General features: G+C 75.5%; 20 protein-coding genes. 14 read left to right on the forward strand and 6 right to left on the reverse strand.

Translation table 11 applies throughout. The features are described 5' to 3' along the window. Positions 1-7: 7 nt before the first annotated feature. Positions 8-1,678: a DEAD/DEAH box helicase gene (locus tag ATL51_RS21290; RefSeq protein ID WP_392567379.1), complete on the reverse strand. Its 1,671-nt coding sequence runs from the start codon at positions 1,676-1,678 to the stop codon at positions 8-10. Positions 1,679-2,133: 455 nt separating this feature from the next. Here ATL51_RS21290 and ATL51_RS21295 point away from each other — a divergent pair, with 455 nt between their 5' ends. Together ATL51_RS21295 and ATL51_RS21300 are read left to right on the forward strand one after the other, a co-directional pair. Beyond that, a complete protein-coding gene (locus ATL51_RS21295; RefSeq protein ID WP_100879720.1) occupies positions 2,134-2,790 on the forward strand; it encodes a ferritin-like fold-containing protein in 657 nt (218 codons plus the stop codon). Positions 2,791-2,895: 105 nt separating this feature from the next. Then, a complete protein-coding gene (locus ATL51_RS21300) occupies positions 2,896-3,126 on the forward strand; it encodes a DUF3107 domain-containing protein (RefSeq protein WP_020625913.1) in 231 nt (76 codons plus the stop codon). Between the two features lie 78 nt (positions 3,127-3,204). Here the strand turns inward: ATL51_RS21300 and ATL51_RS21305 are convergent, their stop codons facing one another. Together ATL51_RS21305 and ATL51_RS21310 are read right to left on the reverse strand one after the other, a co-directional pair. Continuing rightward, the gene (locus tag ATL51_RS21305) at positions 3,205-3,528 is read right to left on the reverse strand and encodes a DUF4873 domain-containing protein (protein ID WP_062400515.1); all 324 of its coding nucleotides are present in this window, start codon (positions 3,526-3,528) and stop codon (positions 3,205-3,207) included. Then, entirely contained in the window at positions 3,525-4,223 is a 699-nt protein-coding gene (locus ATL51_RS21310; RefSeq protein WP_073578317.1) for a TetR family transcriptional regulator, read from the reverse strand. Before ATL51_RS21310 ends, ATL51_RS21305 begins: the two co-directional genes overlap by 4 nt. A gap of 93 nt (positions 4,224-4,316) precedes the next feature. On the opposite strand from ATL51_RS21310, the gene ATL51_RS21315 reads away from it, so the two are divergent. After that, positions 4,317-5,231, forward strand: coding sequence for an AurF N-oxygenase family protein (locus ATL51_RS21315; protein WP_100879721.1), 915 nt, complete (start codon positions 4,317-4,319; stop codon positions 5,229-5,231). A gap of 14 nt (positions 5,232-5,245) precedes the next feature. Next, positions 5,246-6,157, forward strand: a complete 912-nt coding sequence (locus ATL51_RS21320; RefSeq protein ID WP_100879722.1) for an alpha/beta fold hydrolase — start codon at positions 5,246-5,248, stop codon at positions 6,155-6,157. Between the two features lie 30 nt (positions 6,158-6,187). On the opposite strand, the gene ATL51_RS21325 is transcribed toward ATL51_RS21320, so the two are convergent. The 3 genes from ATL51_RS21325 to ATL51_RS21335 all read right to left on the reverse strand — a co-directional run bounded on the left by ATL51_RS21325 (position 6,188) and on the right by ATL51_RS21335 (position 9,685). Continuing rightward, positions 6,188-6,814, reverse strand: a complete 627-nt coding sequence (locus ATL51_RS21325) for a TetR/AcrR family transcriptional regulator (protein ID WP_062400521.1) — start codon at positions 6,812-6,814, stop codon at positions 6,188-6,190. 102 nt (positions 6,815-6,916) lie between these two features. Next, positions 6,917-8,716 carry an HAD family hydrolase gene (locus tag ATL51_RS21330; RefSeq protein ID WP_100879723.1) on the reverse strand — a complete coding sequence of 600 codons (1,800 nt, stop codon included), beginning with the start codon at positions 8,714-8,716 and terminating at the stop codon, positions 6,917-6,919. A 6-nt stretch (positions 8,717-8,722) separates the two neighbouring features. Further along, a complete protein-coding gene (locus tag ATL51_RS21335) occupies positions 8,723-9,685 on the reverse strand; it encodes a glycoside hydrolase family protein (protein ID WP_157818476.1) in 963 nt (320 codons plus the stop codon). 125 nt (positions 9,686-9,810) lie between these two features. Here ATL51_RS21335 and ATL51_RS21340 point away from each other — a divergent pair, with 125 nt between their 5' ends. The 10 genes from ATL51_RS21340 to nirD all read left to right on the forward strand — a co-directional run bounded on the left by ATL51_RS21340 (position 9,811) and on the right by nirD (position 24,636). Then, positions 9,811-10,833, forward strand: a complete 1,023-nt coding sequence (locus ATL51_RS21340) for an alpha/beta fold hydrolase (protein WP_100879725.1) — start codon at positions 9,811-9,813, stop codon at positions 10,831-10,833. A 61-nt stretch (positions 10,834-10,894) separates the two neighbouring features. Continuing rightward, positions 10,895-12,067 carry an adenylyltransferase/sulfurtransferase MoeZ gene (gene moeZ, locus ATL51_RS21345; protein WP_100880851.1) on the forward strand — a complete coding sequence of 391 codons (1,173 nt, stop codon included), beginning with the start codon at positions 10,895-10,897 and terminating at the stop codon, positions 12,065-12,067. 229 nt (positions 12,068-12,296) lie between these two features. Beyond that, positions 12,297-14,471: a hypothetical protein gene (locus tag ATL51_RS21350; protein ID WP_100879726.1), complete on the forward strand. Its 2,175-nt coding sequence runs from the start codon at positions 12,297-12,299 to the stop codon at positions 14,469-14,471. Positions 14,472-14,661: 190 nt separating this feature from the next. Further along, positions 14,662-15,489: a TIGR02569 family protein gene (locus ATL51_RS21355; RefSeq protein ID WP_083474553.1), complete on the forward strand. Its 828-nt coding sequence runs from the start codon at positions 14,662-14,664 to the stop codon at positions 15,487-15,489. 1 nt (position 15,490) lies between these two features. Next, on the forward strand, positions 15,491-16,300 hold the full coding sequence (locus ATL51_RS21360) for an NAD-dependent epimerase/dehydratase family protein (protein WP_301549118.1): 810 nt from the start codon (positions 15,491-15,493) through the stop codon (positions 16,298-16,300). Between the two features lie 131 nt (positions 16,301-16,431). Further along, positions 16,432-17,805 (forward strand): nitrate/nitrite transporter, encoded by a 1,374-nt coding sequence (locus tag ATL51_RS21365; protein WP_100879727.1) that lies wholly within the window; start codon positions 16,432-16,434, stop codon positions 17,803-17,805. 3 nt (positions 17,806-17,808) lie between these two features. Further along, on the forward strand, positions 17,809-19,956 hold the full coding sequence (locus ATL51_RS21370) for a molybdopterin oxidoreductase family protein (RefSeq protein WP_100879728.1): 2,148 nt from the start codon (positions 17,809-17,811) through the stop codon (positions 19,954-19,956). A 290-nt stretch (positions 19,957-20,246) separates the two neighbouring features. Beyond that, positions 20,247-21,686 (forward strand): FAD-dependent oxidoreductase, encoded by a 1,440-nt coding sequence (locus ATL51_RS21375; RefSeq protein WP_100879729.1) that lies wholly within the window; start codon positions 20,247-20,249, stop codon positions 21,684-21,686. Between the two features lie 11 nt (positions 21,687-21,697). Next, on the forward strand, positions 21,698-24,241 hold the full coding sequence (nirB, locus tag ATL51_RS21380) for a nitrite reductase large subunit NirB (RefSeq protein ID WP_100880853.1): 2,544 nt from the start codon (positions 21,698-21,700) through the stop codon (positions 24,239-24,241). Next, positions 24,238-24,636: a nitrite reductase small subunit NirD gene (nirD, locus tag ATL51_RS21385; RefSeq protein WP_100879730.1), complete on the forward strand. Its 399-nt coding sequence runs from the start codon at positions 24,238-24,240 to the stop codon at positions 24,634-24,636. Before nirB ends, nirD begins: the two co-directional genes overlap by 4 nt. The last annotated feature ends 68 nt before the right edge of the window (positions 24,637-24,704 follow it).

Here is a 24,704-nt window from a genome sequence, read left to right on the forward strand (position 1 = left end):
CGTGGGGTCAGCTGGCGGCCGCGTCGGCCCCGTCGGCGGACTCGCCGCCGCCGGGTCCGCGCCGCGAGCCGCCGCGGCGACGACGGCGGCGCGGCTTGGCCGCCCCGCCCTCGGCCGACGCGCCGGCGTCCGGCCCGTTCTGCGGGGCGCCCTCGGCGGAGCCCGCGGAGGCGGCACCCTCGGCGGGGGCCGAGGCACCCGCCTCGACCGCGACCCCGCCGCGGGTCCGGGAACGGGACCGGTTGCGCCGCGGGCGGCGACCGCCCTCGTCGCCGTCGCCGTCGCCGTCGCGGCTGCCCTCGCGGCCGCCGCCGTCGCGCCCGGCGCCGTCACGACGGCTGCCGCGCGGCTTGCGGGCACCCTGGTGGTCGCCCTCGGAGTCGATGTACTCGGCGTCGAGCCCGGCGCGGGTACGCGCGGACAGCGGGAGCCGCCCGGACGCCGTCGTCGGGATGTCGAGGTCGGTGAACAGGTGGTCCGAGGTCGAGTAGGTCTCGACCGGCTCGTCGATGCCCAGCGACAGGTCGTCGGAGATCATCTTCCAGCGGGGGGTCTCGTCCCAGTCCACCAGCGTGACCGCGACGCCCTCGCGCCCGGCGCGGCCGGTGCGGCCGATCCGGTGCACGTAGGTCTTGGCGTCCTCGGGGCACTGGTAGTTGATGACGTGCGTGACGCCGGTGACGTCGATGCCGCGGGCCGCGACGTCGGTCGCGACCAGCACGTCGACCTTCTCCGCGCGGAACGCGCGCAGCGCCTGCTCACGGGCGCCCTGGCCGAGGTCACCGTGCACCGCGGCGGCGGCGAAGCCGCGCTCGGCGAGGTCGTCGGCGACCCGCTGGGCGGTCCGCTTGGTCCGGGTGAAGATCATTGTCAGGCCGCGGTCCCTGGCCTGCAGGGCCCGGGTGACCAGCTCGACCTTGTCCATCGCGTGCGCGCGGTAGACGAGCTGCTTGGTCCGCTCGTGGATGGAGCCCTGGTCGGCCTCCTCCGCGCGGATGTGCGTCGGGCGGGTCAGGAAGGCGCGCGAGAGCTGCACGATCGGGCCCGGCATGGTGGCCGAGAACAGCATCGTGTGCCGCTCCTCGGGGAGCATGCGCAGGATCCGCTCGACGTCGGGCAGGAAGCCCAGGTCCAGCATCTCGTCGGCCTCGTCGAGGACGAGCGCCTTGACCCGGCCGAGGACCAGGTGGCGCTGCTCGGCGAGGTCGAGCAGCCGGCCCGGGGTGCCGACGATGACGTCGACGCCCTTGCGCAGGGCCTCCAGCTGCGGCTCGTAGGCACGGCCGCCGTAGATGGCGACGACGCGCACGCCCAGGTTCTTGCCCGCGGCGGCGATGTCCCGGGCGACCTGCACGCACAGCTCGCGGGTCGGGACGACGACGAGCGCCTGCGGGACGTCCTTGGTGCGGTCGGCGGCCTCGCCCTCGGCGGTGGCCGCGGCACGCTCACCGGGCGGGGTGATCCGCTGCAGCAGCGGGACGCCGAAGCCCAGCGTCTTGCCGGTGCCGGTGCGGGCCTGGCCGATGACGTCCTCGCCGGCGAGCGCCAGCGGGAGGGTGAGCTCCTGGATCGCGAACGTGCGCACGATGTCGTTCTCCGCGAGCGCGGAGACGATCTCGGGCCGGACGCCGAGCTCGGCGAAGGTCGGGGGGAGCTTCTCGCCGCCGGGGTTGGTCACGCCGAGCGGGGTCTCGCTGGGGGTGATGCCGGTGGGCAGGAAGCCCGGGTCGGCCTCGGGGGTGTCGGTGCTGTCGACTCGGGACAGTGTGATCGCCTCTCTCCGCGCACAGGAGCCGTGGCGTGGCTCGTCGACCGGCCCCGGGCCGTCGGGGACGGTCCGGGCGGGAGAGCCGCCGAGGCGCTGCGCGCACCAGTTCGGGTGCGGGTCCCGGTGAGACGTGCTCGGCCGTGTCGGCCGCTCGTCCCGTTACCCGGTCCCCGCGCGGTGGGCGCGTCCGCATGGAGTTCCATGAGCCCGAAATCCGGTGACGCGCTGCCCGCATGGTACCCGTCGCGGCGCGCGAACACGACGGCGCGGGCGTCGCCGGGTGTGGTGAGTTGTCTCGCCCCGTGGCCCGGGCGGCCGTCGCGGGCCGCCCGGCGGGCCCGTGCGGCCCGGTTAGGGTGACGGTCATGACCACTGGAGGCGACGCGCCGACGGCCGCGACCGTGGAGCTGCTCGGCGTGCTGGCCTACGGCGAGCTGTCGGCGTTCGACCGGCTCGCCGAGGATGCCCGGGCCTCGCCGACGCTGGCCGGCCGCGCGCAGCTGTCGACGATGGCCGCCGCCGAGATCGGCCACTTCCGCCTCATCGAGGACCACCTGGGCCGCAGCGGGATCACCGTCGCCGACGCGATGGCGCCGTTCGTCGCGCTGATCGACAGCTACCACGCCTCGACCGCCCCGCGGAGCTGGTTGGAGTCGCTGGTCAAGGCCTACCTCGGCGACGGTCTCGGCGCCGACTTCTACCGTGAGGTCGCGGGCTGGGTGGACCCCGGCACCGGCGACCTGGTGCAGCGGGTGCTCGCCGACACCGGGCACTCCGCCTTCGCCGAGCGCGAGGTGCAGGCCGCCTGCGCCGCCAACCCGGCGCAGCGCGACCGGCTCGCCCTGTGGGGCAGGCGGCTGCTCGGCGAGGCCGTCACCCACGCCCAGCGGGTCGTCGCCGAGCGCGACGAGCTGGCCGAGTTCATCGTGCTCGGCTCGGGGGAGAAGGGCGGCGTGGCCGGGCTCATCCGGACGGTGCAGACCGCGCACGGCCGCCGGATGGGCAGGCTCGGACTCTCCTGAGCCCCGGCCCGGCCGTCCGCTCCCGGCTCGCCGATGCTCCGGCCCGATCTGGACTAGCCTGGCGCGGGCAAGGTGATCAGAAGTGACGGATCGGGAGGACCACCGGTGAAGGTCAAGATCGGCATCGCGGAGACCCCGCGGGAGCTCGTGGTGTCCAGCGACCGCACGCCGGACGAGGTGGCCCAGCTCGTGAGCGGGGCGATGAAGTCCGACGACGGGCTGCTGGACCTCACCGACGACGAGGGCCGTCGCTACGTCGTCCCGGTCGCGCGCATCTCGTACGTGGAGATCGGCCCGTCCGAGGAGCGCCGGGTCGGATTCGGCCTCAGCGGCTGAACGCACACGGAGTCGTCCGGGCCCGGTACCCGTCCGCGGGACCGGGCCCGACGCGTGTCCGGAGCCGGTGGGCGCGGGTCAGTCGGTCTCCGGCGGGGGCGGCCCGTCCAGCGCGAACGGCGGCCTGCCGGTGCCGGTGATCCGGAACCGGTCCCACACGTCCGGCTCGGACAGCGTGCCGACGGCGGCGTGCCCGGGCGTCCGGACCTCGGCGGTGCCGCCGCGGCTGCCGAGCAGCGCGGTGAGCCGGGGGTGCGCGGCGACCCGGCCGGACCAGTGGAGCCTGCCGTCGAAGGGCTCGTGCCGGGCGTCGAGGAGCACCTCGACGTCGACGGTCTCCCCGTCGAGCACCAGGGTGGCGGGGCCGCGGTAGCCCTCGTCGTGATCGTGGTCGCCGCTCACCGGTCGCGCCCCGAGGCGTCGTGCACCTGCGGCTCGGGGACCAGCCGCAGGATGTCGGCGTTCGCGGTGGGGGAGTCGATCCCGGCGACGCCGGCGATCCCGCCCCAGATCAGCGCGGACAGGTAGTTGGTGAGTGCGTCTCGGCTCATCGTCCGGCGCTCCAGCCACCACTCGCCCGCGGTCTGGACCATCCCGATGATCCCGTGTGCCCACGCCTCGGCGCCGCCGGAGTCGCGGCCCTCGGCGCGCAGCCGCTCCCCGAACAGGGTGGTCAGCAGGGCGCCGATCTGGCCGCGGACGTCCTGCGCGATCTCGGCACCCGGCACCGGCTCGGCCGGGTTCGCGACGACGAACCGGTACAGCTGGGGCTCGTCCTCGATCATCCCGAGGTAGGCGTCGATGACGGCGGCGACGTGCTCGATCGGCTCGGCATCGATCGCCAGCACCGGGTAGATCCGCTGCATCAACATGTCCGCGGCGTGCTCACTGACGGCCCGCTGCAGGTCGGCGCGATCGGCGAAGTGCCGATAGAGCACCGGCTTGGTGATGCCGGCCGCGGCCGCGATCTGGGCGACCGAGACCCCCGGGCCGTGCTCGCGGATCGCCTCGACGGCGGCGGAGACCATCTCGGTCCGCCGTTCCTCCCGTCGGCGGCTGCGCGCGTCCGGCTTGACATCCCTCGTGTCCTGGGGCACGTTACCAGTGGTAACCGTTACCGTCGGTAACAGCAAGGGTTCCGGGTGTGGAACCCGCCACCGCAGGCCCCTCCCAGCAGGAAGGCGCGACCGATGAGCGCTCCCGCCCGCACCGGCAGCAAGACGAACCTCGCCGACCGCGAGGACACCGCCCGACGGCTGCTCAAGAGCTCGGTCACGACCTCCTACGACCCGTCGATCGACATCGACTGGGACGCCCCGCTGGTCGAGGGCAGGTACGGCATCGTCCCCGAGCGCGTGTCGCTCTACGGCACGCCGCTGTGGGACGGCCTCACCGAGGAGCAGCGGATCACGCTGTCGGTGCACGAGTTCTGCAGCGTCGCCCGGATCGGGCTGTGGTTCGAGATGATCCTCATGCAGATGCTGCTGCGCTACGCCTACGACCGCGACCCGCGTCGCGCGCACATCCAGTACGCCCTGGTCGAGATCGCCGACGAGTGCCGGCACTCGATGATGTTCGCCAAGGCGACCGAGCGCTACGGCGTGCCGGACTACGCCCCGCGGCGGCTCACCCACGAGCAGGGCCGGTTGATGAAGACCATCGGGACCGGCCCGGCGATGTTCGCCGGCACCCTGTTCGTCGAGGAGATCCTCGACCAGCTCCAACGCGAGGGCATGCGCGACGAGCGCGTCCAGCCGCTGTCCCGCATGATCAACAAGATCCACGTCACCGAGGAGGCGCGGCACGTCCGCTACGCCCGGGAGGAGCTGCAGCGGATCATGCCGAGGACCAACCGCGCCGAGCGCGCCTGGGCCCGCTACCTCACCGCGCGGATCGCGTTCGTCCTCGCCCGCAACCTCATCCACCCCGAGGTGTACCGCAGCGTCGGGATCGCCCCGGCCGTCGGGCGGAAGGCGGCGCTGGCCAACCCGCACCACCACGAGATGCTGCGCTGGTCCTCGCGCAAGCTCGTGCCGTTCCTGCGCGAGCAGGGGATCGTCGGCGGCCCGACGGAGACCCTGTGGAAGCGCGCCCACCTGATCTGAGGAGGCATCCCGCGATGAGCACACGGATCGTCACCCGTGACGGGACCGGCCTGTTCGCCCGGGTCTCGGGCCCGGAGTCGGCGCCGGTCACGGTGCTGCTGGCGCACGGCTGGACCCTCGACGAGCGCTGCTGGGCCCCGGTCGCCGACGCCCTCGCCGTCGGTGCGCCCGGCGGCGGCCCCGCGCCGCGGGTGATCCGCTACGACCACCGCGCGCACGGCCGCTCCGACGACACCCCCGACGAGCTCAAGACCCTCGACGTCCTCGCCGACGACATGGCCGAGGTGATCACCCGGCTCGCCCCGACCGGGCCGCTGGTGATCGCCGGGCACTCGATGGGCGGGATGACGGCGATGGCGCTGGCCCAGCGCCACCCCGACCTCGTCGCGTCCCGGGTCACCGGCGTCGCGCTCGTCGCGACCGCCAGCGGCGGCCTCGGGGCGGCGGCGACGCTCGGGATGACCGGGCGGCCCGCGAAGATGTTCCTGGCAGGCAAGGACAAGGTGACCGTCAGCCCGCTGTGGACCGGGCGCCGGTCGCTGTCGACCCACCCGACGCTGCTGCGGGCCGGGCTGCAGCCGTTGCTGCTCGGCACCCGGCCGGACCGGCTCGCCGTCCGCGCGACCTGCGAGGCGATCGCCGACTGCCGCCCGACGACGGTCTCCGGGTTCACCCCGACCCTCACCAGCCACGAGCGCGACGAGGCGCTGGCGGCGTTCTCGTCGCTGCCGGTGGAGATCCTCGTGGGGACCCGGGACCGGCTCACACCGCCGCGGTTCGCCCGGCGGATCCATCGCAGCCTGCCGCGCGCCGAGCTGACCGTGTTCCCCGGCGCCGGGCACATGCTCCCGGTGGAGCGGGTCGGCGGGGTCACCGACCGGATCGCCGCGCTGGTGCGCCGGGCCGGGGCGGAGCAGGCGGCCTGAGCCGCTCGCCCCGCCGCCGGGGCCGGGTCGTCAGATCTGGTCGAGGCCCTGCTTCGGGAACCCGGCGATGCCCCGCCAGGCCAGCGAGGCCATCAGCGCCACGGCCTCGTCGCGCGGGACCCGCTGGTCGGAGTCCAGCCAGAACTGGGCGCCGACCTGGCTCAGCCCGACGAGACCGACGGCGAGCAGCCGCGCACGGTCCTGGTCCAGGCCGGCGTCGGTGGTGACCGCGCCGGCGACCGCGTCGATGCAGCGGTCCAGCGCGCTCTCCACCAGCGCCGCGGCCTCCGGGTCGCCCCGCAGGTCGGACTCGAACACCAGGCGGTAGGCCTTGCCCTCGCCGGCGACGAAGTCGAAGTACGCCGCGACGGCGGCCTGCACGCGCTCCTTGTTGTGCTCGGTCCGCTCGATGGCGTTGGAGACCCGCTCGACGAGCTCCTCGGCGTAGGTCGTGAGCAGCGCCTGGTACAGCTCCAGTTTCCCGGGGAAGTGCTGGTACAGCACGGGCTTGGAGACGCCTGCCCGCTCGGCGATGTCGTCCATCGCGGCGGCGTGGTAGCCCTGGTCGGCGAACACGTCGCGGGCGGCCAGCAGCAGCTGGGCGCGCCGCGCACCGCGGGACAGTCGTGCGCCCCGTGGCGTGGCGGTTCCGGTCATGGGCCCCCTACCTCTCACCCGTCGTGGGAATACCCTACTAGCAGGTAACCGCGTTGACGAACGATCCGTGAACGGGCTTCTCCGCAGAAGGGTGACAACCTCTCACGATCGGCGGTGCGGGCCCCGGGCGGCGAGCCCGAGCGCACCCAGGACCGGCACGGCGGCCACCACGACCGCGGGCGTCCCCAGTACGGCGAGGACCACGCCGGCGACGGCGAGCACCACGGCCGCACGGACGTACGCGCGGACCTGGGCCCGCGCGCGGCGGGCGATCAGCAGGGCGGCGGCCACCTCAGCGGGGCCGCCACGGGCGCAGATCCTCTCCGATCCGGGTGCGGGCACCACGACCGGGTCCGGCCGCGCGTCCGGGCCGTCGTCCGGGCCGTCCGCGGCCCCGGGTCCGGCCCCGTCGGCGGCGGGCCAGGGCACCAGCTCCACGGCCAGGTCGGCGGCGGCCAGGGCGGCCTCGTCGGTGGCCGGGTCGGCCGCCACCGCGACCGTGCGGCCGCGTACCCGCAGCCCGGCGACGGCCGCGGCCCGCGCCGCCGCGTCCAGCCCCGGGCGGACGGCGTCGGGGTCGGCCGGGTCGAGACCGGACGCCGCGGCGAGGGCGCGGGCGGCGCCGTCGTCGTCGGGGGTGAGCAGGACCGGCGCGACCCCGGCCGCGGCCAGTTCCGTCACCCCCGGTCGGGCCGCGGGGTGCGGCGCCCGGGGCAGCGCGAGCACGGCGCGCGCGCACCCGTCCCAGGCGACGACGAGGACGGCGCGGCCCTCGGCCACCGCCCGCTCGCGCTGCACCGACAGCGGCGGGGGCACCCGGATCCCGTGCTCGGCCAGCCAGTCCGGGCCGCCGAGCAGGACCGCGTGCGCGACGACGGTCGCCGTGGTGCCGCCGTCGCCCGGGCCGGGCTCCCGCAGCTCGGCCACCAGGCCGGACACCCCGAGGCCGGGCTGCTCGTCGGCCTCGGCGACGTCGGGCACCGGGCCGTCGACGGCGTCGGCCAGCGCCCGCGCCGCGACGCGCAGGTCCGACCCGGGCCGCGCGCCCGCCGCGACCGACGCGGCCAGCCGCACCACCAGTGCCGGGTCCTCGCCCCGGCCCGCGTGCACGGTGACCGTCCCGGGGCCGGTGCCGGTCAGCACGTCCGGCCCGGCCAGCGCGACGGTGTCCACCCGGCCCACGAGTCCCGGGCCGCCCGCGGGCCCGGTCCAGCCCACCGGCTCGCGACGCCCGGGCAGTGGCGACGGCAGCCGCACCGTGTCCCCGCCCGCCCGGTCCGCGGCCCGCAGCGCCGCCGGCAACGCGGCCAGCAGCGGCACCGGGCAGGCCCCGACCAGCACCGCGATCCCGGCCGGGACCGCGACGGGCCACGGGGTGCCGGTGCCCGCCGCGAACGCGGTCACCGCGACCGCGGCCAGCGCCGCGGGCGGGGTGAGCAGGGCGCTCCACCGGTCCGCGACGGTGCGCAGGCCCGCGCGGACCTCGTCGGCGTCCCCGTCGGCCGGGCGCCCGGTGCGCTGCACCGCGGCCGCGACGACGGTCAGCACCGCGGCGGCGCCGGGCAGCAGGACGGGCCCGGCGAGCGGGTCGGCCGGCACCGCGTCCGGACCCGCGGGCGAGACCGCCGCGACGGCCAGCACCGCGGCCGACCACCCCAGCGCGGCGAGCACGGCCGCCGCGACGCCGGTCTCGGCGGTCACCGTGCCCTCCCGCAGGCCACGCCCGGCGACGCCCAGACCGGGGCGCCCCGTCGTCGCGACGACGGCGAGGGCGACCAGCAGGGCCGCCGCCGCGCAGGGCGGGGCCCACGCCGCGCCGGCGAGTGGCGGGCCGGCGAGCGGCAGCAGCAGGGCGAACAGGGCCGCCACCGGCGGGGCGACGGCCCGCAGGACCGGACGCAACCGCCGTCAGCTCCCCGGGGCGGTCGGGAGCGTGAACTCGCACGACCGCAGCACACCGCCGGAGCGGTAGTCGAGGAACAGCCGGTAGCTGCCCGGGGCGGGGACCGACACCGCGAACGCCACCCCGGGGCCGGACCGGTCGGTCGCGGCCGCGCCGGTGATCTCGGGACGGACCGGGAACCGGGCCAGGTCGCCCTGGCGGACCGCGGTCATCCGGCCGAACGCGCCGCCGTCGACGGGCTCGAGGTCGGTGACCGGGGTGCCGTCGCGCCCGACCGTCGCGAACAGCCGGGAATCCCCGCCGGGGACCAGGGCGCCGTCGAGACGGACCTGCTGGTCACTGCCCCCGCAGAGCCCCGCCCGGTTCTCGGCCGGGAAGGTGAAGGCACCGTAGGTGCCGGGGACGTGCAGGTCGGTCCCGAGGTCCAGGTGCGGGCCGCCGGTCGGGGTGAACCCGGCGTACAGCCGCCACACGCCCTGGCCGGGGAACCGGACCGGTGCCCGCCACACGCCGTCGGGGCCCTGGGTGGCGCGCAGCCGCATGTAGCCGGCGACGTCGCGTCGCAGCACGGCGACGTCCAGGACCCCGGAGCCGTCGGCGGGGGCGTCGAACCGGGTCACCGGGGCGCCGTCGGAACCGGTCACGGTGAACGCGACCTCGGTGGGCTCGCGCCAGGGGTGGACGGTCCCGACCGGGGTCAGGGTGTAGCCGGCCGCGGTGGTGAGCACGCCGCCCGCGCCGGTCGTCGCGTCGCCGGTGGCCAGGCCGGCCGCGAGGACTCCGTCGTCGCCGCGCTCGTCGCCGGCACGCGCGTCGGCGGCCGGGGTCGCCGAGAGCGTGCCCACCGCACCGCCCGCCGTCCAGGCCGCGGTGAACACCAGCACCGACGCGGCGCCGAAACCGGCAAGCCGGGCCGCGGCCGATCCCGCGATCCGCCCCATGCCCACCTCCTCCGTCGCGTCGTCCACGGGGTACAACGTCCGGGGCGCGATCTCGTTGCGCTCCGTGGAGTGCCGGATGCGGACGGTGATCACAGCGAGACGGGGATCACCCGGCGCGGCGGGTGACGCGCACGACACGTCATGCTGGTCGGATGGTCGCCGCCTCGTCGATGTCCGTTCACCCGCCCGTCACCGTGCCCGCCCCGGTGACGGCGCCGGGTGCCGCGACGTCCCCGGGCACCGCGGGACCGGCGGACGCGGAACGGGCCGCGGCGGAGCGCCCGCCGTGGCCGGGCCGCGCGGTCACCTCCGGCGGGGTCACCCTGCACGTGCGCGAGACCCCCGGCTCCGCCGACGCCGACGCCGTCTACGTCCACGGGCTCGCCGGGTCGGCCACGAACTGGACCGACCTCGCCGGGCTCCTCGCCCCACGGGCGGCCGGCCTGTCCGTCGACCTGCCCGGGTTCGGGCTGTCCGAGCCGACCGCCGTCGCCGACTTCGGCCCGGACGGCATGGCGGACGCGCTGCTGTGCTGGTTGGCCGGGCGCGACCGCCCGGTGCACCTGGTCGGCAACTCCCTCGGCGGCGTGATCGCGACGACGGTGGCGGCCCGCCGTCCCGAGCTCGTCCGCAGCCTCACCCTGGTCTCGCCCGCGGTGCCGGACCGGCGCCCCGACCCGCGACGCCTGTCGGACCCGCGGATGGCGCTGGCCATGGTGCCGCTGCTCGGGCGCGGCGCGCGGCGGGCGCTGGCCGAGGAGCCGCTGCGGACCCGCGCCGAGCGGATCGTGAAGGTCTGCTTCGCCGACCCGCAGCGCGGCTCCGCCCGCCGGCTCGAGGAGCTGATCTCCGAGCACGAGCACCGCGCGACGCTGCCCTGGGCCGGCGCGGCCACCGACGGCGCCACCCGCGGTCTGCTCGGGCTGTGGGCCGGGCGCGAGATCTGGCGCCGGATGGCCCGGGTGCGGGTGCCGTCGCTGGTGGTGTGGGGCGAGCAGGACCGCATCGTGTCCCCGCGGCTGGCCGCGCGGACGGCGGCCACACTGCCCGGGGCGCGGCTGCTGGTGCTGCCCCGGGCCGGGCACGTCGCGCAGATCGAGCGGCCCGCGGCGGTGGCCGACGCCGTCGCCGCGCTGTGGGACACGGTGCCGGTCGGAGCGGGTGCGGGAAGATGACGCGCACGTGGCGCGTTGAGACGCCCTGAGACCCGCACGCAACCCGCGAGGAGTGGACGAGATGGCGCTACCGCCACTGGTGGAGCCGGCAGCCGAGCTCACCAAGGACGAGGTGGAGCGGTACAGCCGCCACCTCATCATCCCCGACGTCGGGATGGACGGGCAGAAGCGCCTGAAGAACGCGAAGGTGCTGGTCGTCGGCGCGGGCGGCCTCGGCTCGCCCGCCCTGCTGTACCTGGCCGCCGCGGGCGTCGGCACCCTCGGCATCGTCGAGTTCGACGTCGTCGACGAGTCGAACCTGCAGCGTCAGGTCATCCACGGGCAGTCCGACGTGGGCCGCCCGAAGGCCGAGTCGGCCCGCGACTCGATCCGTGAGGTCAACCCCTTCGTCGACGTCCGCCTGCACGACGAGCGCCTCACCAGCGAGAACGTGCTGGACGTCTTCCGGGACTACGACCTGATCCTGGACGGCACCGACAACTTCGCCACCCGCTACCTGGTGAACGACGCGGCGGTGCTGCTCGGCAAGCCCTACGTCTGGGGCTCGATCTTCCGGTTCGAGGGTCAGGCGTCGGTCTTCTGGGAGGACGCCCCGAACGGGCAGGGCCTCAACTACCGCGACCTCTACCCCGAGCCGCCGCCGCCCGGGATGGTCCCGTCCTGCGCCGAGGGCGGCGTGCTGGGCGTGCTCTGCGCGTCGATCGGCTCGATCATGGTCAACGAGGCGATCAAGCTGCTCACCGGGATCGGTGAGCCGCTGCTCGGCCGCCTGGTGATCTACGACGCGCTGGAGACCACCTGGCGCCAGGTGAAGATCCGCAAGGACCCGGAGACGCCGAAGATCACCGAGCTGATCGACTACGAGGCGTTCTGCGGCACCGTGACGCAGGAGGCACAGGACGCGGCCGCCGGCAGCACGATCACCGTCGGCGAGCTCAAGCAGATGATCGACGCGGGCAAGGAGTTCCAGCTCATCGACGTCCGCGAGCCGCACGAGTACGAGATCGTGAAGATCCCGGGCTCGGTCCTGATCCCGAAGGACCGGATCCTGTCCGGTGCCGCGCTGTCGGAGATCGCCCAGGACAAGCCGGTCGTGCTGCACTGCAAGTCCGGCGGCCGGTCCGCCGAGGCCCTCGCCGCGCTGCACAAGGCCGGGTTCCGCGACGCCGTCCACGTCGGCGGCGGGGTGCTGTCCTGGGTCAAGCAGATCGACCCGTCGCAGCCCACCTACTGACCGGGGCCGACCCGCTCCGCCCTACACCGACGGCCGCCGTCACCGGTACACCCGGGACGGCGGCCGTCGCCGTTCCTGGTGTGGCACAGCGTGACCGCTTATCGATCGCACGCGACCGTCCGAGTGAACATCGTCCGTTCAGCCCTGCATTTCGCCCGTTGGGCGAAACATGTCGACCGATCGCCGCGACATGGGGATGCACGCGATCACTAGGTCGGGAGGACGCTCGGTGGAGGACTCGCTGCGCACATGCGCCCTGCAGGGGTGCGACGCACCGTTGGAGCCCACGGGGGACGTGTCCGGCGACCGTCCACAGCGGCGCTACTGCTCCGCCGCCCACCGGCTGGCGGCCCGCCAGGTCCGCCGGGCCGCGGCACAGGCGGCGGGGGACCAGCGGCTCGCCGACACGCTGCCGTGGCTGCGTGAGCCCGAGGCCGTCGAGGCCGACGAGCGCGTGGAGCCCGCCCGGCGGGGGACGGCGACCCGTCGTCCCGTCGTGGCGCGGCAGGCCGCGTCGGCGGGCCCGGACCGACCCGGACCGCTGCGTGCCCCGCGCAGCCCGCTGCGGCACCGGCGCACGCTGGCCCTGATCGGGGCGACGGCCGTGCTCCTCGGCGGGTACGCGCTGACGACCTCGCCGGCGGTGACCGGGGCCCCGGCGCCGCAGGACCGCACCGCCGACCAGTGGGCCGGGCAGGCCCGGATCGCGCTGGCGGCGCTCGACGACGAGCTCGGGACACTCAACGCGAGCGAACGGACCTGGCAGGCGTCCGCGCACGAGTCGGACCGCACCCCGGCCGCTGTCGCGAAGCTGCAGCAGCAGCGCGACACCCTGCTCCAGCAGCGCGCCGCCCTGCAGTCGCAGCTGCAGGTCTACACGTCCCGGCAGGACGCCGTGGACGCGCTGGCCGCCGCCGAGCAGCAGCTCGCCGAGATGGACCGGATCGTCGCCGACCTGCCGCCGGCCACCCGCCGGACTCCCGACCAGATGGCCGCGGCCGCGTCGCTGGAGGAGCAGCGCGACCTGCGCGCCCGCAACCGCGACGCCTGCGCGGAGCGGCTGGCCGCCATCGACGACGGCATCGACCGGGCCCGCACCGCCCCGCTGCCCGGCGACGGCGACGAGACCGAGAAGGTCTCCGACGACGTGCTGGCCCTCGCCCGCGGCGAGGACCCCGCCACCCCGGAGCCGTCCGGGGTGCGCCGCAACCCCGAGGTACTGGCCGGGGGCCGGGAGACCGCCGGGGACCGCGAGCGCGACGACGTCGGCACCAGTGGCCCGCCGGACCCGCGGGGCCCGCTGGACGAGACCCGGCCGCGGGCCGAGGGGCCGGAGGGCGCCTCGGCCCGCGGCCCGGGCAGCACGCCCGGCCGTGACGCAGGCCCGGGGGAGAAGCTGGGTGGTGCCGTGTCCGGTGCCGCCGACGGCGTCGCCGGCCTGACCGGTGGCGAGCCGGGCCCCGGGGACGGCGCGGGCTCCGGTGCGGGTCCGGGTGCGGGTTCGGGCGCCGCGAAGAAGGCCGATCGGCCCGAGGTCGTACCGGCGTCGTCCGAGGGGCCGGTCAAGAAGGTCGGAAACGGCGTCGGCGAGGCCGCGCAGGGCGTCGGGGACACCGCCGAATCGCTGGGCCGGGGTGTCGACGACGTCGCGGGCGGGCTGACCGGGAAGAAGTCCGGCTCGGGTTCCGGCGGCTCGGACACCGGGTCCTCCGGGTCCTCCGGCTCCTCCGGTCCGTCCGACGGGACCCCCGCCCGGTCCGCCCCCGCGCCACGGAAGGACCCCGCGCCGCGGGAGGAGCCCGCGCCGCGCGCGGCCGCGTCCCCTGCGAGCCCGCCCGCGTCGACCGCCCCGGCGGAGAGCTCCGGCACGGAGCGCTCCGGCTCGGGAGCGCAGGGGTCCGGCGGGAGCCGCGGTTCCGGCGGCATCGTCAGCGCCGTGGCCGGGTCCTACGTCGAGTCCGCCATGGGGCGGGAGGCGGCGGCGCCGGTGCTGGCGGAGGCCGACCGGCAGGCGGCGGAGCAGATGGCCGAGCGCAGCGGGTCCTCCGGGGCCCGGCCCGGCGGCTCGTCCGGCTCCTCCGACGGCTCGGGATCGGACTCGCGGTCCTCCGGCTCCCGCTCCTCCGGATCGGACTCCGACTCCGGATCCTCGGGGTCGCGGTCGTCCCGGTCCTCGGACTCCGGTTCGTCCGCCCGGTCGTCGGACCCGGGCTCGTCGTCGTCCCGGTCGTCCGGCTCGGGCTCCTCGTCCTCCTCCGACTCGGGGTCGTCGGACTCGGGGTCGTCGGACTCGGGGTCGTCGCGGAGCAGCAGCTCGGACGACTCCCGCTCCTCGTCCTCGGACTCCGGCTCGCGGTCGTCGGGGTCGGACTCGGACCAGGGCGGCGGCAGCTCCTGGTACTGACGGGGCCGCCCGCGGCCGGCTCGTACGGAGCCGTCCACCCGGGGGCCGTGGGGAGCGCACCCGCGCGCGGCCCGGTAGCTGCTCCACCGGCCCCGATCGGTCCACCGTTCACCCGATCGGTCGTGGCGCGTCGCGCGGTTCGGGCGTGGCGCGACGATCGCGGGCCGATGACGCGGGTACCGTCCCCGCTGTGACCGCTGCCCGCACGCTCGCCACCGCGCCGGCCGCGAGCGTCCTGCCCGAGCACGTCCGCACCGCCTTCGGCGTGCGCGAGACGTCCCCCCGTCCCGTCGTGTGGGCGGGCCAGCGGGCCTGGCAGTGCGGCGACGTGCTGCTGCGGCCGGTGTCCGACCACGTCGTCGCCGCCTGGTCGGCGACGGTCCTGGAGAACCTCGAGGTCGACGGCGTCCGCCTCGCCCGCCCCGTCCGCAGCTCGGACGGCCGGTGGGTCGTGGGCGGCTGGGCCGCGTCCCGGCACGTGCCCGGCGTCCCCGAGCCGCGGCACGACGAGGTCGTCGCCGCGTCGCTGCGGCTGCACGCCGCCACCGCGACCGTGCTGCGCCCGCGCCTGCTCGACGACCGCGACGACCTGCTGTCCCGGTCCGCGGCCGCTGCGTTCGGCGAGCGCCGCCTGGACCTGCACCCCGAGACCGGCGGCCGGCTGTTCGCCGAGCTCGCCGCGCACCGCCGCACGATCCGGCTCACCCCGCAGGTCGTGCACGGCGAGCTGTTCGGCGCCATGCTGTTCGACCCGACGGGGCGGCCCGCGGTGCTCGACCTCGTGCCGTTCTGGCGGCCCGCGGAGTGGGCGGCGGCGGTCGTCGTCGTCGACGCGGTCGCCTGGGGCGGTGCCGACGAGGAGCTGATCGAGCGCTGGTCGGAGCTGCCCGAGTGGCCGCAGTCGCTGCTGCGGGCGGTGCTCTACCGGCTGGCCCTGCACGCCCAGCACCCGGACGCGACGACCGAGTCGCTCACCGGGATCGAGCGGGTCGCGAGCCTGGTCAGCCGCCGGCTCTGACGTGGCCGCTCCCAGCACGCTGCTGCTCACCGGCGCCGCGGGGAACATGGGGACGTTGTTACGTCCCCGGCTGGCCCGCGACGGCCGGATCCTGCGCCTGCTCGACACCGCGGAGCTGCAGGCCCGTCCCGGCGAGCAGGTCCGCACCGGCTCGGTGACCGACCCGGACGCGGTCGCCGCCGCGACGGCCGGTGCCGACGCCGTCGTCCACCTCGCCGGGATCAGCGGTGAGGCGGGCTGGGACGACATCCTCGCCGTCAACGTCGAGGGGACCCGCACCGTGCTCGACGCGGCGGTCGCCGCCGGGGTGCGGACCGTCGTGCTCGCCTCCAGCAACCACGCCGCGGGCTTCCGCACCCGCGACGACGGCGTCCCGCTGCCGGCGACCGTCGGGCCCGCCCCGGACACCTACTACGGCTGGTCCAAGCATGCGATGGAGGGGCTGGGCAGGCTCTACCACGAGCGGTTCGGCCTGACCGTGGTCTCCGCGCGGATCGGCAGCTGCTTCGCGCGGCCGTCGAACGCCCGGATGCTCGCGACCTGGCTGTCCCCGGACGACGCCGCCCGCCTGGTCGAGGCGGCCGTCGCCCCCGGCACCCGCGGCCACCACGTCGTGTGGGGCGTGTCGGCCAACACCCGTCGCTGGTGGTCGCCGGCGGAGGGCGCCGCGATCGGCTTCCACCCGCGCGATGACGCCGAGGTCTTCGCCGAGGAGCTCCTCGACGGCGCGGAGCCGGACCCGGCCGACCCGGTGCACCACCGGGTGGGCGGCGCGTTCTGCGACGCCCCGCTCGGCGTCCCGATGCGCTGAGGCGGCTCACAGCCGTCGCGACACCCGTGTGAGATAAGCGTTGCGGGGGTGTCACACGGGGCCACCCGTCGGAAACTGGGGCTCCCTAGCGTCGTCGTCGACGTGACCGCCGGCGATCAGGAGACCGATCCGTGACCACCACCTCTGCCCCGGGGCGCCGCATCGGCGGCCGCTGGATCGACCACTGGGACCCCGAGGACGAGGGGTTCTGGCAGCGCACAGGCTCGGCGATCGCCCGTCGCAACCTGTGGCAGTCGATCTTCTCCGAGCACATCGGCTTCTCGATCTGGACCATCTGGTCGGTCCTGGTGCTGTTCATGGGGCCCGAGTACGGGTTCACCGCGGCGCAGAAGTTCTTCCTGGTCGCCGTACCCACGCTGGTCGGGTCGATCCTGCGGCTGCCCTACACCTTCGCCGTCGCCCGCTTCGGCGGCCGCAACTGGACGATCTTCGCGGCGTCGTTGCTGATCGTGCCCACGATCCTGGCGATGGTCGTGCTGGAGCCGGGCGTGTCGTACACGACGCTGCTGGTCGTCGCCGCGGTCGCCGGGGTCGGCGGCGGCAACTTCGCGTCGTCGATGGCGAACATCAACGCGTTCTTCCCGGAGAAGGAGAAGGGCTGGGCGCTGGGGCTCAACGCCGGCGGCGGCAACCTCGGCGTGCCGGTCGCACAGCTGCTCGGCCTGCTCGTCATCGCCACCCTCGGCGCGGGCTCCCCGCGGGTGCTGCTGGCGGTCTACCTACCGTTCATCGCGATCTCGGCGTTCCTGGCGTGGAAGCGGATGGACAACATCGCCGCGATGTCCAACGACACCGGCGCCTTCACCGAGGCCTGCCGCGACCGCCAGACGTGGATCATGTCGTTCCTCTACATCGGGACGTTCGGATCGTTCATCGGCTACTCGTTCGCCTTCGGCCTGGTCCTGCAGAACCAGTTCGACCGGACGCCGCTGCAGGCCGCGGCGGTCACCTTCATCGGCCCGCTCATCGGGTCGCTGATCCGCCCCTACGGCGGCAAGCTCGCCGACCGGTTCGGCGGCGCGATGGTCACCCTGTGGAACTTCGTCGGCATGGCCGTCGCCACGCTGGTGATCATCTTCGCGTCGGGGATCGAGTCGCTGACGCTGTTCACGATCGGCTTCATCGCCCTGTTCACGCTGTCCGGCGTCGGCAACGGGTCGACCTACAAGATGATCCCGGCGATCTTCACCGGGCGGGCGCGCGTCGCGATCGCCGGGGGCGCGGACCGCGGGACCTCGTTCGACACCGCGCGACGGCTGTCCGGCGCCGTCATCGGCATCGCCGGTGCGGTCGGCGCGCTGGGCGGGCTGTTCATCAACCTCGCCTTCCGTCAGTCGTTCATGACGGTGCAGTCCGGCACGCCCGCGTTCTGGGGCTTCCTGGCCTTCTACGTCCTTTGCATCGGTGTCACCTGGGCCGTGTACGTGCGGCCGCGCCCGGCACCGGCCGGGAGCACCGAGGCCGCCGCGATGGCCCGGGTCTGAGCCGTGGGTCCGGACGACCGGACCGCCACCCACTGCCCGTACTGCGCCCTGCAGTGCGGGCAGTGGGTCGGCCCGTCCGGCGAGGTCGACGCCCGTGACTTCCCGACCAACGCCGGGGGCATGTGTCAGAAGGGCTGGACCTCCGGCGCTCTGCTCACCCATCCGCAACGCCTGACGTCGCCGCTGGTCAGGACCTCGCGGACGGCCGGTTTCGTCGAGACCGGCTGGGACGACGCGCTCACCGGCGTCGCCGCTCGGCTCGCCGCCCTGCGTGCCGAGCACGGACCCGACTCGGTCGCGGTGTTCGGTGCGGGCGGGCTGACCAACGAGAAGGCCTACCTGCTCGGGAAGTTCGCCCGGGTCGCGCTGGGCACCAGTCAGATCGACTACAACGGACGGTTCTGCATGTCCTCGGCGGCCGCCGCGGGCAACCGGGCGTTCGGCGTCGACCGCGGGCTGCCGTTCCCCGTCACCGACCTCGACGACGCCGAGCTGGTCGTCCTCGCCGGCGCGAACGTCGCCGAGACCATGCCGCCCCTGATGTCGCACCTGACCGGCGCGCGCCTGGTCGTCGTCGACCCGCGGCGCACCCCGACCGCGGAGCGTGCGCTCGCCTCCGGCGGGCTGCACCTGGCGCCGCGCCCGGGCACCGACCTGGTACTGGCGCTGGGGATGCTGCACGCCGCCGTCGTCGACGGGCACCTCGACCTGTCCTACGTGGACGGCCGGACGACCGGTTTCGACGACATCTGGGCGATCGCCTCGCAGTGGTGGCCCGAGCGCGCGGAGCGGGTCTGCGGCGTCGCCGCCGCCGACATGCGCACCGTCGTGCGCTGGCTCGCGGAGTCCACGCGGCGCTACGTGCTCACCGCGCGCGGTGCCGAGCAGCACGCGCACGGCGTCGACACCGTGACGGCGTGGATCAACCTGTCGCTGGCGCTCGGCCTGCCCGGCCGCCCCGGCTCCGGGTTCGGGACGATCACCGGGCAGGGCAACGGCCAGGGCGGGCGCGAGCACGGACAGAAGTCCGACCAGCTCCCCGGCTACCGGCACATCGCCGACCCGGCCGCCCGCGCGCACGTCGCACGGGTGTGGGGGGTGCCGGAGCCCTCGATCCCCGGGCCCGGCCGCAGCGCGGTCGAGCTCCTCGACGCCCTCGGCCGCCCCGGTGGTCCGCGTGCGCTGCTGGTGTTCGGTTCGAACGTGCTCGTCTCCGCGCCCGACGCCCGCGCCGTCGCCGAGCGGCTCGACGCACTGGATCTGCTCGTCGTCGCCGACGTGCTGCCCGGCGAGACCGCGCTGCGCGCCGACGTCCTGCTCCCCGTCGCCCAGTGGGCGGAGGAGGAGGGGACCATGACGAACCTGGAGGGACGGGTCCTGCGCCGCCGTCGCGCGCTCGCCCCGCCGCCCGGGGTGCGCACCGACCTCGAGGTGATCGCCGGACTGGCCGCGGCCCTCGACGCGCCGGGGGAGTTCCCCGCCGACCCGCGGACCGTGTTCGACGAGCTGCGGCGCGCCTCGGCCGGTGGGATCGCCGACTACGCGGGCGTGTCCTACGACCGGCTCGACGCGGGCGAGGCCCTGCACTGGCCCGTCCCCGCCGACGACCACCCCGGGACCCCGCGGCTGTTCACCGAGCGCTTCGGCCACCCCGACGGACGTGCCCGGATGCTGCCGGTCGACCACGTCGAGCCGGACGAGGGCACGGGCGGCGGCTTCCCGCTGACCGTGACGACCGGGCGGGTGCTGGTGCACTACCAGTCCGGCGCGCAGACCCGGCGGGTCGCCGAGCTGGCGGACGTCGCGCCCGAGGTGTTCGTCGAGGTGCACCCGGACACCGCCGCCCGGCACGGTCTCGCCGACGGCGACCTGGCCGACGTCGTGTCCCGGCGCGGGAGGACGACGGCGCGCGTCCGCTGCGTCGCCTCGCTGCGCCCGGACACGGTGTTCCTGCCCTTCCACTTCGGTGGGGCGGGGGCGGCGAACAACGTCACCAACCCGGCCCTGGACCCGGTGAGCCGGATGCCGGAGTTCAAGGTGGCCGCGGTGCGGCTGGAACCCGCCTCGCCGGGCCGGAACCCGTCCGACGGATCCGGGACCGGCACCGCCGCCGAGCTGAGCCCCACCGGCGCGGGTCGGTCCGCGCGCTGATCCGCGGCTCGCGCGCGTCGGGACACGCGCGAGCAGCGGATCACCGCGCGCTCTGCGGATCACCGCGCGCTCTGCGGATCACCGCGCGGGCGGTGGGCGCCGCCCCCGCTGCGACAGGCGCACCTCGCACGGTCCCGCCCCACCTCGCACATCCTGCAGAGGCTGCGAGGTGGGAGGAACCGCTGCGAGGTCCCGGCTCACGGACGCCGCCCGCCGAGAATGAGGACCTCGTAACGCCCGTGCAACGGCCGGCGTTCTGCCCGTAACCCCCCGTTCCTACCGTCGGTGTCATGAGCAGGCGCGTGGTGGTGATCGGGCACGGCATGGTCGGTGCCCGTTTCGTGGAGGAGGTCCGCCGGCGCGACCCGGACGGCGAGCGGGTGACGCTCACCGTCCTCGGCGCGGAGTCCCGCCCCGCGTACAACCGGGTGCTGCTGTCCGCCGTGCTCGCCGGCGGGCTGCGGCCCGCCATGGTCACGCTGCCCGTCGTCGACGGCGTCGACCTGCACACCGGCGTCGCGGCGACCGCGCTCGACCGGACCGCGCGCGTCGTCCACGCCGACGACGGCACCGTCCACCCCTACGACGAGCTGGTCCTCGCCACCGGCTGCCGCGCCTGGCTGCCGCCGGTCGACGGTCTCGCCGACCCCGGCGCCCCGGAGGTCCCGGCCCCCGGCGTGAGCCTGTTCCGCGACCTCGACGACTGCGGGCGCATCCTCGACGCGGCCGTGCCGGGCGCGCGGATCGCCGTGGTCGGGGGCGGTCTGCTGGGGGTCGAGGCCGCCCGCGGGCTCGCCGGACGCGGTGTCGCCGTCACCCTCGTGCACCCGCGCACCCACCTGATGGAGCGCCAGCTCGACGCGGGCGCCGGCGAGGTGCTCGCGACCGCGCTGCGCGGGCTCGGGGTCGACGTCCGCTGCGGTGTCGGCGCCAAGGCCTGGGACCCCGAGACCGGCCTGGACTGCGACGACGGTTCCCGGATCGCCGCGGACCACGTCGTCGTCGCCGCCGGGGTGCGCGCGAACACCGGTCTGGCCGCCGACGCCGGGCTCGCGGTCGACCGCGCGGTCCTCGTCGACGACCGCCTCGCCACCGACGACGGCCGGGTGCACGCCCTCGGCGACTGCGCGCAGCACGCCGGCGCCCCGGGCGGGCTCGTGCAGTCCGGCTGGGAGCAGGCCGCCGTCCTCGCCGACCTGCTGACCGGCACCGACCCGGCCGCGCGCTACCGCGGCACCCGCCCGGTCACCCGGCTCAAGGCCCGCGGCATCGACCTCGCCGCCCTCGGCGACCCCACCGCGGGCGACGAGGAGCTGCGCGTCTCCGACCCCCGCCGCGGCCGCTACGGCGTGCTCGCGCTGCGCGACGACCGCGTCGTCGGGGCCGTCCTCATGGGACTCCCCGACGCCGCAGCCATGATCACCGAGCTGTACGACTCCGGCGCCCCCGCTCCCTCCGACCGGCTCGCGCTGCTGCTCGGCCGCGCCCTGCCCGGCGAGACGTCGCCCGCCACCGACCCGGTCCGGATGCCGGGAAGTGCCGTGGTCTGCCGCTGCAACAGCGTCACCAAGAACGCGCTGGTCACCGCGTGGCGCGCGGGCGCCCACGACGTCGACGCGCTGTCGCGGCGCACCCGGGCCGCCACCGGCTGCGGGAGCTGCCGCGACGTCGTCTGCGGGATCCGGGACTGGCTGGCCGACATCGACCCGCCGCAGGAGAGCGCGGCATGAAGGAGCAGAGCATGAGCCGTCTGGTCGTCGTCGGGAACGGCATGGTGGGCCACCGCCTCGTCGCCGCGATGCGGGACCGGGACACCGCCGGGGACTGGGAGATCACCGTCCTCGGCGAGGAGACCCGCCGCGCCTACGACCGGGTCGCCCTGTCCTCCTACGTGGACGGACGCTCCGAGGAGGAGCTGCGCCTCGACGACGACGAGCTGCGCGGCGACCCGCTGGTGACCTACCACCTCGGTGACGCCGTCGCGACGGTCGACCGCGACGCCCGCCGGGTCGCCACCGCGTCCGGCCGCACCCTGACCTACGACGCGCTGGTGCTCGCCACCGGCTCGTACCCGTTCGTCCCGCCGGTCCCCGGCAAGGACCTGCCCGGCTGCTTCGTCTACCGCACCCTCGACGACCTGGACGCGATCAAGGCCGCCGCCGCGGCCGCCGCCGACGACCCGGGCCGCAGGGGACGGCCGTCGGCGATCGTCGTCGGCGGCGGGCTGCTGGGCCTGGAGGCGGCGCGCGCGATGCGGCTGCTCGGGCTGTCCCCGCAGGTCGTCGAGATCGCACCGCGGCTGATGCCGGTGCAGGTCGACGCGGGCGGCGGTGCGCTGCTCGAGAGACTGGTCACCGCGCAGGGCATCGCCGTGCGGACCGGGGTGTCGCTGGCCGCGGTGTCCACCGACCGCGGCAGGCTGGTCGGGACGCTGTCCGACGGCGTCGAGCTCGACGCCGACCTGGTCGTGTTCTCCGCCGGCATCCGGGCCTCCGACCAGCTCGCCCGCGACTGCGGCCTGCCGGTCGGCGAGCGCGGCGGCGTCTGGGTCGACGACCGCTGCCGCACCCGTGACGACGCCGTCTGGGCGATCGGCGAGTGCGCCGCGCTGGAGGGCCGCACCTACGGCCTGGTCGCACCCGGCTACGCGATGGCCGAGGTCGTCGCGGACCGGCTGCTCGGCGGTGAGGCCCGGATGACGCCCGAGGAGCTGGACATGTCCACCCAGCTCAAGCTGCTCGGCGTCGACGTCGCCAGCTTCGGCGACGCGCACGCGGTCACCGAGGGCGCGCTGGAGATCGTCGTCAACGACCCGGTCGAGGGGACCTACTCCAAGCTGGTCGTGTCCGACGACGCGTCCACCCTGCTCGGCGGTGTCCTGGTCGGCGACGCGTCGCGCTACGGCGCGCTGCGCCCGCTGGTCGGGTCCCGGCTGCCCGACGACCCGGTCACCCTCATCTCCAAGGGCGGCGCCGAGCCCGACGCGTCCGCGCTGCCGGACTCGGCCCAGATCTGCTCGTGCAACGCCGTCACCAAGGGCACGCTGTGCGCGGCGATCGCCGACGGTGCGCACACCGTGCCGGAGCTGAAGGCGTGCACCCGCGCCGGTACCACCTGCGGCTCGTGCGTCCCGGCGCTCGCCCGGATCCTGGCCCAGCAGGGCGTCGAGGTCTCGAAGGCCCTGTGCGATCACTTCGACCACTCCCGCGCCGAGCTCTTCGAGATCGTCGCCGGGGCGCGCATCACCTCGTTCTCCGCGCTGATCTCCCGGTACGGCCGCGGGTCGGGCTGCGACATCTGCAAGCCGGTCGTCGGGTCGATCCTCGCGACGCTCTACAACGAGCACGTCCTCGACGGCGAGCGCGCGACCCTGCAGGACACCAACGACCACTTCCTCGCGAACATGCAGCGCAACGGCACCTACTCGGTGGTGCCGCGGATCGCCGGCGGCGAGGTGACCCCCGAGGGCCTGATCGTCATCGGCGAGGTCGCCCGCGACTACGGGCTCTACACCAAGATCACCGGTGGACAGCGGATCGACATGTTCGGCGCCCGCGTCGAGGACCTGCCGGCGATCTGGCGCCGCCTGGTCGACGCCGGGTTCGAGTCCGGGCACGCCTACGGCAAGTCGCTGCGCACCGTGAAGTCCTGCGTCGGCACGACCTGGTGCCGCTACGGCGTGCAGGACTCGGTCGGCCTCGCCGTCGAGCTGGAGCTGCGCTACCGCGGGCTGCGCAGTCCGCACAAGCTCAAGTCCGGCGTCTCCGGCTGCGCGCGCGAGTGCGCCGAGGCCCGGTCCAAGGACTTCGGCGTGATCGCCACCGAGCATGGCTGGAACCTCTACGTCGGCGGCAACGGCGGCTTCACCCCGCGCCACGCCGAGCTGCTCGTGTCCGACGTGGACACCGCGACGCTGGTCCGGACGATCGACCGGTTTTTGATGTTCTACGTCCGCACCGCCGAGCGGCTGCAGCGCACCGCGCCGTGGATCGAGGCGATGGAGGGCGGGCTGGACCACCTGCGCGCCGTGATCGTCGACGACTCGCTCGGCATCTGCGGCGAGCTCGACGCCGCGATGGCCCGTCACGTCGACTCCTACGCCGACGAGTGGGCCGGCGTCCTGGCCGACCCGCAGAAGCTGGAGCGGTTCGTCTCCTTCGTCAACGCGCCCGACACCCCCGACCCCACCGTCCGGTTCGTCGAGGAGCGGGGACAGAACGTCCCGGCCCCCGGCCGTCCCGACGAGCCCGTCCTGATCGGCCTCCCGGAGGTGTCCTCCCGATGACCACCCGGCTCGACGCGACCACCACCACGACCGCCGCGCCCGCCCCGGCCGGGACCGAGCCCACCGGCTGGCTCACCGTCTGCCCGGTGGACCGGCTGCAGCCCGGCCGGGGGGCCGCCGCACTCGTCGGCGACACCCAGGTCGCGTTGTTCCGTCTCGCCGACGGCTCGGTGTACGCCCTGGGCAACATCGACCCGTTCACCGGGGCCGCGGTCGTCTCGCGCGGCATCGTCGGCGACCGCGGCGGCGAACCGACCGTCGCCTCGCCGCTGTACAAGCAGGTCTTCGCCCTGCGTGACGGCCGCTGCCTCGACGGTGCCGACGGCGACGCTGTGAGCCTGCCCGCGTTCGCGGTGCGGGTCATGGGCGACGCGCTGCAGGTCGGGCTACGGTGAACGGGCCTTCCCACGCCGTCGTGCCCACCACCACCCGCGACGCTCCCGGCGACCTCCGCGCGTCCTCC

The sequence above is a fragment of the Pseudonocardia alni genome, from assembly GCF_002813375.1.
GTDB classification, from domain to species: Bacteria; Actinomycetota; Actinomycetes; order Mycobacteriales; family Pseudonocardiaceae; genus Pseudonocardia; species Pseudonocardia alni.